Source organism: Bacillus cereus group sp. MG9 (assembly GCF_040459995.1).
GTDB lineage: Bacteria > Bacillota > Bacilli > Bacillales > Bacillaceae_G > Bacillus_A > Bacillus_A mycoides.
In genome coordinates this window covers 480,953-493,670 of sequence record NZ_JARVHC010000001.1, presented here as the reverse complement: position 1 = coordinate 493,670, position 12,718 = coordinate 480,953, and the positions used below count along the sequence as shown (strand labels likewise).

Sequence of the window (12,718 nt, the reverse complement as noted above, 5' to 3'; positions counted from 1 at the left end):
CACTTTGCAAACCCATTTAATGTAAGCGTTTTTAAAATTCTTCATAGTAAAAATAATTATTTAAAAGAGCAAAATACATATTACTACTATTAATCACTACCTGTTATTAAAAGGTCATCCCTCACTGTTATTAATAGTTTTTGATCAGCGATAGCTTGTCCTTCTACCACTTCTAATGATTCGATATAACCACTGATTCCCACTTTAATTTCCACCTGCTGCTTATCTATTGTTTCAATTAACGCTAATTTTTCCCACTCATATACGTAAGAACTTTCAGTAACAAATAATTTCTCTACTTTCCCGTAACAAGGACTATACACGCCTTCTATAACCGTCTTCACTTTATAAATTCCTCCCTCTTATTAATTGAAACTGAAACGTTGCATACACTATAAAGATTCATAATCCCCCTACTCTTTAAATTTAGAGATCTTAACTACTATTCATGCAAAATACGTACCAACCTCAATACCTATGTAAAATTAGTATTTCTTACGAAAAAAATCTGCATAACCGCAAAATTTTTCTATCATTTGAAAATTTTTAAGAGAAAATAGCAAAAAAATTTTGCGATTTTATAAGAATTTTAATAAAATTATAAAAAGTCAGTCTTCATAGGGTATAACGAGGAGAAGATAATACATGCATACAGAAGAAATCAATTTTAAAAAGATTATTGAAATGAATGTGCTATACGAAACTTTACTCAATGAACTAGATATTGGGATCCATATTATTAATGAGGAAAGTAAAACGATTATCTATAACCGTAAAATGATGGAAATTGAATCAATGGATCGCTTAGATGTGCTAGATAAAAATCCTTTAGAAGTATTTGCATTTGAAGAAAATAAAAATAGTACTCTTATAGAGGCTTTAAAACTTGGAAAAACAAACAAAAATATAAAACAAACGTATTTTAACAATAAAGGACAAGAGATTACGACGATTAACGATACTTTTCCTATAATAGAAAATGGAAAAATTAAAGGCGCTATTGAAATTTCAAAAGAGATTAGTCATTTAAAGCAAACAATGAAAACGAACCTTTCTCGAAAACAAAATACTAAGTTTACCTTTGATCACATAATTGGTGATTCTAGAGCTATTCAATCGGTCATTACAGAAGCAAAGAGAGTAATACGTACGCCATCCTCCATACTTATAATCGGGGAAACAGGGACCGGTAAAGAGCTATTTGCGCAAAGCATCCATAATGAAAGCCAGCGTTCAACAAAACCATTTATTTCGCAAAACTGTGCCGCTATACCAGAAACCTTAATGGAAAGTTTACTATTTGGTACAAATCGAGGTGCTTTTACAGGAGCAATAGATAAACCTGGTTTATTTGAAGAGGCAAATGGGGGAACTTTGTTATTAGATGAAATCAACTCATTAAGCCCAGCACTTCAAGCTAAATTATTGCGTGCTATACAAGAAAAAACAATACGAAGAATCGGAGGCACACAAGAAAAAGAAATTGATGTTCGTATTATAGCAACTATTAATGAAGATCCTCTTGAAGCCATAGCACACAATCGATTAAGACAAGACTTATATTACCGATTAAGCGTTGTTACTTTATGTCTTCCACCTTTACGGGAACGAAAAGAAGATATTGCATATCTTGTTCAACACTTTATTGAAAAATACAATATCCAATTTGATCTTAGCGTAAAAGATGTAGATTTAAACGTAAATAACTTCTTCTATAAATACGATTGGCCTGGTAATGTGAGAGAACTAGAACATATAATTGAAGGCTCCATGAACTTAATAGAAGATAAAGATATCATTACAGCGTTCCATATGCCAACGCACTTTCGCGAACTAGCAAAAAAGGAACTGAATATGCAGACTCCGCTAACTAGTCACAATACTGATACGCCACAAACTTTAAAACGTATAATCGAAGAAATGGAAAAGAAATATATCCATCAAATTCTTAAAGAAAATAAAGGTAATATCTCACAAGCCGCAAAATTTTTAGGATTGAGTAGACAAAACTTACAATATCGAATTAAAAAATTGCACTTACACATATGAAATGAATCTTTCTCCAAGTGTAAAGAAACTGGTAAAATATGTTATAATAAACGTATAATATGCTAGAAAGGGGCAATGTATATGAGTAATGATAAGAAGTTGAAGTTATTACACTACTTAGGTCTTTTCCCTACCATTCTATGTATAATGCTATTCATTGATATGAGCAGCTTTCCTCATGCAAAGCTCTTAGGCACAATTAGCGGCTCCTTTGCAGCTATTATGCTTGCTGCTTTTTGGAATTTGAAGCTACGTATGAAGAAAGAGAAATCTTCTTAATTTCAGAGTGCAAAAAAATCGAGCCTTATCAGCTCGATTTTTTTACTTATTATTAAAATTCAACATTCTCCAAATACAATCCACTCGCCTCAGCAAGACAATTAATTTGATTACGTTGTTTTTCCTCTAAAATGTTTGGAATTGCGTCCGCCTCTAATTGCCCTAATCCAACTTCAATTAATGCTCCAACAATTTTCCGCACCATGTTATGAAGGAATCCGTTACCACTTACTCTAATTTGTACAAATCCTGATTCTTCGGAAACATCAAGTGTATACACTTCTCGAACCATAGATTTTTTCTTAGACTTTGCATTTGAAAAGGCAGTGAAGTCATGTGAACCAACTAAATGTTTCGCAGCTTCTTTCATGCTTTTCACATTTAATTGTTTATTCACGTGCATGCTGTATTTACGCATAAATGGGTTCGTATGCTCTTCATTCCAAATTTTATAAAGATATGTTTTTGCTTTAGAATTGTAACGAGCATGGAAACGATCTGGTACTTCTTCTACACTCGTAATACTAATATCATTTGGTAAATATTGATTTAAATACTTTTTCACTTTATGTTCTACTAACTTCTCATCACTTTGAAAGTTAGCTACTTGATTCAAAGCGTGTACACCAGCATCCGTTCTACTACAGCCGATAATTTCAATTTCTTTTCCGACCATTTCAGATATTATACTTTCGATTTTCCCCTGAATCGTATTGTCATTATTACCAAGACGTTGCCACCCTTTATAACGCGCACCATCATATTGAATCGTCAATTTATAATTGTTCATTATATTCTCCTTACTTCCATTCGCTAAATAAAATATACCCTCACATAGCTCCTGCTTTGTGAGGGACATATCCTTATTGAATGTTACTTTCTAACAAGTTTCACTACATTTTCTACATGCGCAGTATGCGGGAACATATCAACTGGTTGTACATACTCCACTTCATAGCTCTCCATTAATGTTTCCACATCACGTGCTAATGAGGAAGGGTTACAAGACACGTAAACAACTTGTTTCGGTTTCACTTTTAAAATCGTTTCAAGTAATTTATCATCACAACCTGTACGCGGTGGGTCGACAACAATGACATCTGGACGCCAGCCTTCTTTTACCCACTTTGGTAACCATTGTTCCGCTTTACCAGCTTCATACTTTGCATTTGTGAATCCGTGGCGTTTTGCATTTTTCTTTGCATCTTCAATCGCTTCTGGAATTACATCCATACCACGTACTTCCGCTGCATCATTCGCAAGCCAAAGTCCAATCGTACCAACACCACAATACGCATCCACAATCTTCTCGTTTCCTGTTAAAGCAGCTGCTTTTTTCGCTTCATCGTATAAAACAACTGTTTGTTCTGGATTTAATTGGAAGAATGCGCGTGCTGATAATTCAAATGATAAATCACCTAGTGTTTCTTGAATTACTTCTTTTCCAGCTAATTTAAATGTTTTATCACCGAAAATAACAGATGTTTTACGCCAGTTTACGTTTTGCATAATTGATTTAACACTTGGCATTTGTTTTTGCACTTCTGCGATAAATTGATCTTTATTTGGTAATTCTTCTTTTGTTGTAATAAGTGTGACTTGCACTTCCCCTGTTTGAACTGCAGTACGTGTCACAATTGTGCGTACTAAACCTTTTTGTTTTTTCTCATTGTAAATAGAAACATTTAATTTTTCTAATATACGTCTTACAACTTTTGTCGCTTCATTCGTTGCTTTATGTTGAATCATGCAATGAGAAATATCAATTAACTGATGTGAGTTTTGCTTATATAACCCTGTAATAACCTTTTCGTCTTTACGCCCCACTTGCAATTGACTTTTATTACGATAATGCCATGGATTTTCCATACCAAGCGTCGGACGAATTTTCTCTTCCAGACTGTTATTCATGTACTTCTCAAATGCTTGTACAACGATATCACGCTTTTGATTTAATTGTTCTTTATAATCTAAATGCTGCAATTGACAGCCACCACACTCCTCATATACTGAACATGGTGCTTTCACACGATGTGTTGAGGATTTACGAACTTTTTTCACTTTCGCTTCAGCGAAGCCACGCTGAATTTTCGTTGCTTCAGCAACAACTTCTTCTCCTGGTAATGCCCCTGGAATGAAAACAACTTGTCTCTTAAAATAACCAACGCCTTCTCCGTTAATCCCAAGACGTTTAATTGTCACAGGAAACGTTTGACCAACTTCCAACTTACTCTCTTGTTGCTTTTGTATCATTATTACACCTCTACTCTATACTTTTCCATAAATATAACGCTGCATAACTGCAATATGGTTCACACTCTTGTTTCACTTTTTCTAAAAATGCATCATCAGGCTTATTATCTAATTGAAATACACCTTGCACTGCGCGCTGAATTCCAATGTCTGCTTTTGGAAACATATTTTTCCGACCAAGCCCAAACATTAAAAAGTTTTGCACTGTCCATGCTCCAATACCCCTTATTGGTAACAATTGTGCCGATACTTCTTCTTCTGTTTCATTTTGTATCCTTGCTAAATCTAATTTACCGCCTACAATATGTTTTGCTAATCCTACTATATATTCGGCTTTTCGCTGACTAAACTTCTGCTCTCTCAATTCTTCTATTGAAATGTTTGCTACTCTTTCTGGTGTTGGGAAAAAGAAAACGCCGTTCTTCTCTGTCCCATATCGTTTTACAAATTGATCTGTTAGCACAGTAGCAAATTTCAAATTTATTTGTTGATGAATAATACAGCGAAGAAGACAAGCGAAATAATCAAATTCTAAAATAATTGGAGTATAAGCATATGTTTCAAATAGTGGACGTAATGATGTGTTTAAAAAATGATTTTGTATATTTTGAAACGGTTCATTCCAGTGAAAAATGGATTTCATTCGTTTCATTACTTTCTCTTGATCTCCTGCCTGACTAGAGATCCAAAACTGTGGATTTTGAACAGTACCAATCCCTTGCAAACGAACAACAATCTGTTCTTCGTCTATAAAAAGCGGGACATAAATTACTTTCTCGTCTAATTGAATAACGTTTAACGGGTCGAAAGATAAACGCTTTAGTACTTCCTCAAAATGGTACGGATATTCTAACGTAACATGTTCGCTCCACATACGTTTCCCCATCCTTTTTACACATCATTATAGCATGAGAAAACCGCAAGCATACATGCTTACGGTTGATTGCTTTTTACTAAATCATCTAGGCTTTTAAAATGATACCCTTTCTCGCGCAAATCATCAATGATTTTCGCAAGTGCTTCTGCATTATCTTTTGATATTGCATGAAGTAACAAAACAGATCCTGGATGAATCATAGTCATTACATTATTATGAGCGTATTGCCATCCTCTTTGCTGATCTACTTTCCAATCAAGAAATGCAAGCGACCAAAACACGTTATAATATCCCATGTCTTTCGTAAGCGCTAGCGTTCTTTCACTAAACACGCCTCGCGGAGGGCGTACATATTTCACTTCTTTTTGCCCAGTAACTTTTTTAATCTCTTCCGTTACGCTCGTTAATTCTTCACGAAGTTTTGCATCATTTACTGTTGTAAAATCTGGATGACTCCAAGAATGATTACCAATAATATGTCCTTCATTTTTCATTCTTAATAATAAATCTTTTTGTGTTTTTATATAATGTCCCGTCACAAAGAAAGTTGCTGGTACTTTTTTCTCCTTCAGTACATCTAAAATCTTTCCTGTATATCCATTTTCGTATCCATTATCAAATGTTAAATAAATATCTTTTTTCTTCGTATCTCCTAAATAAAACCCACCATTTTTTTGTAGTAATTCTGTATATAGTTTCCCTGCATCTGGCACCGTTTCATTTTTAGGACGTGGGATTCCCCAGTTATGTGGTGTATTCGTATAAGCAAATGCTGAAACTGGAACAAGTGCCATCATAATTGAAAAAATGAGACCTATATATAACCATTTATATTTCATAAATAGTCTCCTTTCCATATATAATCGTACCTGTAGTTTCTGTTTCCCTGCTTTCTTTCATGCTGAACATGTTTTTCTATATATACCAAAAAAATGCACCTCGAATAATTCGAGATGCACTTCTCTTTACTTAAATACAGGTTCTTTAAAGCTCGCCAATTTTTCAAGTGATGTTTTATCAACATCAGCATGTAGACTTTTACCATGAGAATCCATCGTTACAACTGCTTTAAAACCATCGATACGTAAATGCCACATTGCCTCTGGGATACCGAATTGTAAGAAATCAACATCTTTCACTTCTTTAATACATTCAGCATAATATTGCGCTGCACCACCAATTGCATTTAAGTACACACCACCGTGTTCTTCTAAAGCTGCTAATGTTTTAGCACCCATACCGCCTTTACCAATTACAGCACGAATACCGAACTTTTTCATAATATCGCCTTGATATGGCTCTTCACGAATGCTTGTCGTTGGGCCTGCCGCTTTAATTTGCCAATTGTCATTTTCATCTTTCACTACAACTGGACCACAGTGATAAATAATTTGTCCCTTTAAATCTACTGGACAATCGTTATCCATTAAATGTTTATGAATCGCATCACGTCCTGTATACATCATGCCGTTAATTGTAACAACGTCACCAACACGAAGTTCACGAATTTGCTCTTCTGTAATTGGAGCTTGTAATACGATTTCACGCTGCTCTGTTTGTTCTTGCGCAGCGTCTTGTTGAAGTGTATCTTCACCTTCTTGGTATAACCAATCCATAATTTCACCTGTTTCAGGATGAATTGTTACGCCAAGCCGACGATATGCCCAACAATTATACGCAACAGATACGTAGAAGCTCGCTGGCAAACGATTATATACTCCAATTTTGCAACCTAATAAAGTTGTTTCTCCGCCAAATCCCATCGTACCAATGCCAAGCTTATTCGCATTCTCTAATACATACTCTTCAAGCTTGTGTAATTCTGGAACTGGATTTACATCATCTAATGTACGGAATAATTGATTTTTTGCTAATTCGTAACCTGATGTGCGGTCTCCCCCGATACCGACGCCGATTACTCCTGCGCTACACCCTTGACCTTGCGCTTGATATACTGCATGAAGAAGGCATTTACGAATTCCTTCTAAATCACGCCCAGCTCGTCCAAGTCCTTCTATTTCACAAGGCAGGCTATATTGAATATTTTTATTCTCACAACCGCCGCCCTTTAAAATTAAACGTGCATCAATGTAATCTTTTTCCCATTGTTCAAACTTAATAACAGGTGTACCTGGTCCTAAATTGTTTCCGCTATTGTCTCCAAAAAGAGAATCAACAGAGTTTGGACGAAGTTTACCATCTTTTGTCGCCCGCTCAAGCGCACTATAGATAGCTTCCTTCAGTTTTAATTGATTCACACCAACTGGTGTATAAATTTTAAACGTTGGCATCCCTGTATCTTGGCAAATTGGCGAGATATTATCATCTGCCATTTTAATGTTATTCGTAATTGTGCCAAGTGCCATCGCCGAACGAGTTCCTGCATTTTCTCGTTCTTTCGCTTGTTGAATTGCGCGACGAACATCTTTCGGTAAGTTCGTTGACGTTTCAACAATTAGTTGATACATGCTTTCTTGAAGCTTTTCCATTGTTACTTCCCCCTCAATTGTGAACGCTACCAAAACGTTATGAAATGAAAATTCCATTGTTATACTCTTCAGCTGTTTATTTATTTCACGCCATTAAAGGTTAAATGAAATTTTTCACAACTTGATTATACCTTTTTTTCTATATTCCTTCTATTATCCGTACAGAAAAAGGCTGCCAATTTTGTAGTGGCAGCCTTTTTAATATATTATTCGTCTTTTTTAAATTGCTCACATTTCAGTTCTAATTCATCTAACATTGCAAGAAGACGATCTACATCTTCTAATTCTACCTCTTCTGGTTCAATCGTATCAATTACTTCAATGAACATATTTAAACGTTCTTTCAAATATACTAGTTGTGAATCTTTACCTTGAATTGCTTTTCCCATGAAGGCACTCTCCTTTTAATTCGAGTTGCTTTTATTATACCGCAAAAATGATTGCTATGGGCATGTAATTTCATCAATTTCGTCACAGTAATTCATTATAATGTAAGCCCTCTCTCTTTTTTCACAAAAAAGTTTCACTTTATAAAAAGCTCATATTCTTCTATTATAGAGAATGGACAAATTGTTATTTCAATAGTCAAAGGAGTATTTCATATGACGATATCACAAATAATGAAGCCGATTACTCCTTCTTACGATCCATGGGAAGCGTATATGGACCTTGAAGAGTACGGCAAACTACTATTAACAAACGTTGAGTTTACAACGACGACGTTATGCAATATGCGTTGCGAGCATTGCGCTGTTGGTTACACATTACAGCCGAAAGATCCAAACCCGCTTCCGATGGAGCTTTTATTAAAACGATTAGATGAGATTCCTCATTTACGTTCTTTAAGTATTACAGGCGGAGAACCTATGCTTTCAAAAAAATCCGTCGACAACTATGTAACACCACTCTTAAAATACGCCCATGAACGAGGCGTTCGCACTCAAATTAACTCAAACTTAACCATAGATTTAGCACGTTACGAACAAATTATTCCCTACTTAGATGTATTGCACATTTCACATAACTGGGGAACAATCGATGACTTCGTTGAAGGCGGATTTGCAATGATGGAGCGTAAGCCTACTTATGAACAGCGCGCTAAATTATTTGAAAGAATGATTACAAATAGTAAAGCTCTATCAGAGGCAGGTGTACTCGTATCAGCCGAAACTATGTTAAACAAACGAACTCTACCACATATTGAACATATTCACCGTCAAATCGTTGAAGAAATGGGCTGTAAACGTCATGAAGTTCACCCGATGTATCCGAGTGACTTCGCTAGCACACTTGAAATTTTAACAAAAGAAGAAATTCGAAATGCAGTTGAACATTTATTAGAGATCCGTGATGAAAATGTGTGGATGTTATTCGGAACATTACCTTTCTATGCATGTAGTGATAATGAACACGATTTAGCTACACTAAAGAAATTACATGAAAGTAAAAATGTAACTGTCCGCAATGATCCAGATGGTCGTTCTCGTTTGAACGTAAATATTTTCGATGGAAATATTATCGTGACCGACTTCGGTGATGTCCCGCTTCTAGGTAATGTACAAACAAATACACTACAAGAAGCTTACGACAAATGGTGTGACTCAAAAACAGCAAAATCATTAAGTTGCCATTGTCCTGCCGTGAAATGCCTTGGACCAAACGTTCTTGTAAAAAATAGCTACTATCCAAAAGAAGATTTCTTATCAAAAACATCAAACATTATGTTATAAAGTGAAACTTTAATCAGTGGTTGTTTTGTTCATCCCCCACTGATTATTAGCCCACACCAATCGGGAGTTTACGGGCAGCAGGGCCTCCCACCTAACTTCTTTGCTCCAGCCGAATTTTGAGGTGGGAGTTTTACTGCCCGCAAATAGCGGGATAAATAAAAAACGTCAGCTTATAGGCTGACGTTTTTTATTTCATTGTGCATGCGATGAAGAAACAAATTTAAAAAATAAATGATCATGAATTGGAATAGCGGCTCCGATTCCTTGAGATGTAATATTTTTCACGACAAGCTTTTTTTGATTCCCTTTTAACACAAGGTAGACTTCTCCAAATGTTACTTTTCCTTTTTCATTTACTGCTGGTGTATACGCATATAAATATCCAAGTTGACTTGGACTAATATTATAAACACGCTCATGTCCGGTACCATAACCAATGGTTGTTTTAAATGAAAGTGGCAATTGTACTTTTTCAAGCGCTTTTAGAAGCATCATTTTTTTCACATCTGTAGTATCTTTCATATCTGCTGTTAAATCACCTTCGATTGTCTTTTGGGTTTCTTGCTTATAGCGAAGTGGGTATAAGCGATCCCCTCCGCGATTATCATATACATTTCGATTTACTTGCTTATATTCCCAATTAATCGATGTGTCTATTGACTCATAATTTAATGCCCATTGTCCTAAATAAATTTTCGCTCGGTACCCTACTGCAAGCGGTGCATTCGAAATTGTCGTTTCATTAAACATTCGAATTAAATCTGGGTTTTCAATTTTAATATTTGCTGTTTTCAATAGTTCTTGCGCAAACTTACTTGGCTGTAAACGCGGTAAATCTTGTGCGTCATTTGGAAATGTATTATCCTTTGAAATATTTAAAACAGATGAAGGCATTTTTACTTCTACCGTTGTCTTTGCAAAACTACTGTTAGGAAATAATAAAATAAACGAGACCATGGTTGAAAGACATATGCTGTATACTCGTTTCACCTGTCTGGCTCCTTCCTACGTAAAGGTATATAAATTACTGTATTTAGTGTTTTCCCTCTGAAGCATTGTTATCCCTATTTTTCATAATAAATAAAAACCAATTCCCATAATGACATACGCAGCTAATAAAGTGCCTCCTTCAAACCAGTTTGTATCCCCATCATTTGAAATGGCGATAGTTAAGAAAACAGCTGTAATCATAGAAACAAGTTCTGGTATTGTAAATACTAGAGGCATCTTTTGTGCAAAAAGCATCGAAAGAAGTACTAACACAGGAGCAACAAACATGGCGATTTGTAATGTAGAACCTACTGCAATTTCTACTGCGATATTTACTTTATTTTTATATGCCATAATAATCGCAGATGCATGTTCTGCTGCATTACCAACAATCGCAACGATGATAACCCCTATAAATAACTCTGACCAGCCAAATGACTTTGCAACCGTTTCAAAAGTATGTACGAGTGCCTCTGAAACATAAGCTACCGCAATTGTTGCTATCGCTAAAACGAGTAGCGCTTTACCTTTCGACCACTCAGGCTCCTCCTCATGTACTTCTTCATCGCTCTTATGTTGATATACACCGCGGTGCGTAACTAACTTAAATAGCAATGCAGCAAGGTACATAATGATCATGATAATAGAAACACCAATACTTAATTGATACGTCTTTCCAGCATCCATCTTCATTGAAAAAATCTCTGGAATAACAAAGGCTACGACAACAGCAAATATTAATAAAGCTGAATTATGTCTTGCATCATAAACATTGAAACTTTGTCTTTTATACTTAAGGCCACCTATAAAGAAGGATAACCCTCCTACCAGTAATAAGTTTCCAAGTACAGAACCAGTTAAGGAAGCTAAAACAACTTCTGTTAATCCTGCCTGGAGTGCAAAAATTGAAATGATAAGTTCCACGGCATTACCGAAAGTTGCATTTAATAAACCACCTATCCGAGGCCCAGAAACAATTGCTAAACTTTCTGTCGCCCTCCCCATAAAACCAGCTAATGCAATAATAGTAATGCAGTATACAGCAAACATAATAGTTTGTGGCCAATGAAGTGTTTTTCCGATTACAGAAAGTGGTACACCTATAAGCGCTACTATGAGAAATATTTTATTAAACATGCTTTTCATCCTTCCATCGTATGTATTTCTCCTCGATATTATTATTATTCATCTCCTAACTTGTCCGATTTCATCACAATTACGTTTAAAAAATCGGATTAAAGAAAACAGTATGAAAGATATTTAAATTATCTTGTCCAGACAGAAAAAATTATGAATTATGAAAAGAGGCTAAAAATATGCACTTAAAAGAAAAAATCGCAACTATTATTCAAGGTCAACGCACTGGTGTATTATCTACTGTACGTAACGAAAAGCCACATAGCGCCTTTATGATGTTTTTCCACGAAGATTTTGTACTATATGTTGCAACAGATCGAAATTCAAAAAAGATAACAGATATTGAAAAAAACCCCAATGTACATGTACTACTTGGACGTGAAGGAAAGAAATTAGATGAGGATTACATTGAAGTTGAAGGTATAGCTTCCATCGAAGAAGATCAAACATTAAAAAACAAATTTTGGACTAATAGCTTAAAACGCTGGTTACTCGGTGCGGAAGACCCTAATTACGTACTAATAAAAATCAATCCCGATACAATTTATTACATCGATAGTGCTGGTACGACCGAGCCCGAGTTTTTACGACTATAAAATAAAAACAAGCCCCCCTTAGGTGGGCTTGTTTTGTCGAAAGGTTCTTCTGAAAAAAACAATAAAATAGGTGGAACTTTCTAAAGATTCTGTTATATAATAGCAGTAACTTAAATAAACTGTATTAAAACAGATTGAGGGGAGAAATTAAAATTGATGAAAAGAGAAGAACGAAAAAACATGATTGAGTTTATTGAAAAGAAAAAAGGGATTGAACGTGACGAATTATTATTTATGACGGATGATGAAGTAGAGCATATTTATAATGTAACGTACTTTTTATATGAAGAAATAGCAGAGTAGTATAATAAACCCCCA

General features: G+C 35.2%; 14 protein-coding genes. 5 read left to right on the top strand and 9 right to left on the bottom strand.

What is annotated here, in order from left to right; genetic code table 11:
* Positions 1 to 89: 89 nt before the first annotated feature.
* The gene (locus QCI77_RS02490) at positions 90 to 344 is read right to left on the bottom strand and encodes a biotin/lipoyl attachment domain-containing protein (protein ID WP_002010281.1); all 255 of its coding nucleotides are present in this window, start codon (positions 342 to 344) and stop codon (positions 90 to 92) included.
* A 301-nt stretch (positions 345 to 645) separates the two neighbouring features.
* Here QCI77_RS02490 and QCI77_RS02485 point away from each other — a divergent pair, with 301 nt between their 5' ends.
* Both QCI77_RS02485 and QCI77_RS02480 read left to right on the top strand, forming a co-directional pair.
* Positions 646 to 2,049: a sigma-54 interaction domain-containing protein gene (locus tag QCI77_RS02485; RefSeq protein WP_353824467.1), complete on the top strand. Its 1,404-nt coding sequence runs from the start codon at positions 646 to 648 to the stop codon at positions 2,047 to 2,049.
* Between the two features lie 81 nt (positions 2,050 to 2,130).
* Positions 2,131 to 2,328, top strand: coding sequence for a hypothetical protein (locus QCI77_RS02480; RefSeq protein WP_002140273.1), 198 nt, complete (start codon positions 2,131 to 2,133; stop codon positions 2,326 to 2,328).
* A 52-nt stretch (positions 2,329 to 2,380) separates the two neighbouring features.
* On the opposite strand, the gene truA is transcribed toward QCI77_RS02480, so the two are convergent.
* The 6 genes from truA to QCI77_RS02450 form a co-directional block, all read right to left on the bottom strand.
* Positions 2,381 to 3,118, bottom strand: coding sequence for a tRNA pseudouridine(38-40) synthase TruA (gene truA, locus QCI77_RS02475; protein WP_002125027.1), 738 nt, complete (start codon positions 3,116 to 3,118; stop codon positions 2,381 to 2,383).
* A gap of 83 nt (positions 3,119 to 3,201) precedes the next feature.
* Positions 3,202 to 4,581 carry a 23S rRNA (uracil(1939)-C(5))-methyltransferase RlmD gene (gene rlmD / locus QCI77_RS02470; protein ID WP_353824466.1) on the bottom strand — a complete coding sequence of 460 codons (1,380 nt, stop codon included), beginning with the start codon at positions 4,579 to 4,581 and terminating at the stop codon, positions 3,202 to 3,204.
* 10 nt (positions 4,582 to 4,591) lie between these two features.
* The gene (locus QCI77_RS02465) at positions 4,592 to 5,455 is read right to left on the bottom strand and encodes a DNA-3-methyladenine glycosylase family protein (RefSeq protein WP_050000837.1); all 864 of its coding nucleotides are present in this window, start codon (positions 5,453 to 5,455) and stop codon (positions 4,592 to 4,594) included.
* Between the two features lie 59 nt (positions 5,456 to 5,514).
* On the bottom strand, positions 5,515 to 6,297 hold the full coding sequence (gene pdaA / locus QCI77_RS02460) for a delta-lactam-biosynthetic de-N-acetylase (RefSeq protein WP_088031664.1): 783 nt from the start codon (positions 6,295 to 6,297) through the stop codon (positions 5,515 to 5,517).
* A gap of 126 nt (positions 6,298 to 6,423) precedes the next feature.
* A complete protein-coding gene (fumA, locus tag QCI77_RS02455) occupies positions 6,424 to 7,947 on the bottom strand; it encodes a class I fumarate hydratase (RefSeq protein WP_088293327.1) in 1,524 nt (507 codons plus the stop codon).
* A gap of 206 nt (positions 7,948 to 8,153) precedes the next feature.
* Positions 8,154 to 8,336 (bottom strand): SE1561 family protein, encoded by a 183-nt coding sequence (locus QCI77_RS02450; protein ID WP_002010264.1) that lies wholly within the window; start codon positions 8,334 to 8,336, stop codon positions 8,154 to 8,156.
* 213 nt (positions 8,337 to 8,549) lie between these two features.
* On the opposite strand from QCI77_RS02450, the gene yfkAB reads away from it, so the two are divergent.
* Entirely contained in the window at positions 8,550 to 9,677 is a 1,128-nt protein-coding gene (gene yfkAB / locus QCI77_RS02445; protein ID WP_002125019.1) for a radical SAM/CxCxxxxC motif protein YfkAB, read from the top strand.
* Positions 9,678 to 9,869: 192 nt separating this feature from the next.
* On the opposite strand, the gene QCI77_RS02440 is transcribed toward yfkAB, so the two are convergent.
* The gene (locus QCI77_RS02440) at positions 9,870 to 10,667 is read right to left on the bottom strand and encodes a YfkD famly protein (protein ID WP_002125017.1); all 798 of its coding nucleotides are present in this window, start codon (positions 10,665 to 10,667) and stop codon (positions 9,870 to 9,872) included.
* An 81-nt stretch (positions 10,668 to 10,748) separates the two neighbouring features.
* Complete coding sequence (cax, locus tag QCI77_RS02435; RefSeq protein WP_016103262.1) at positions 10,749 to 11,804, bottom strand: calcium/proton exchanger; 1,056 nt, start codon at positions 11,802 to 11,804, stop codon at positions 10,749 to 10,751.
* A 179-nt stretch (positions 11,805 to 11,983) separates the two neighbouring features.
* Here cax and QCI77_RS02430 point away from each other — a divergent pair, with 179 nt between their 5' ends.
* Entirely contained in the window at positions 11,984 to 12,400 is a 417-nt protein-coding gene (locus QCI77_RS02430; protein ID WP_353824465.1) for a pyridoxamine 5'-phosphate oxidase family protein, read from the top strand.
* Positions 12,401 to 12,556: 156 nt separating this feature from the next.
* Positions 12,557 to 12,703 carry a BH0509 family protein gene (locus QCI77_RS02425; protein WP_000817786.1) on the top strand — a complete coding sequence of 49 codons (147 nt, stop codon included), beginning with the start codon at positions 12,557 to 12,559 and terminating at the stop codon, positions 12,701 to 12,703.
* Positions 12,704 to 12,718 lie beyond the last annotated feature (15 nt).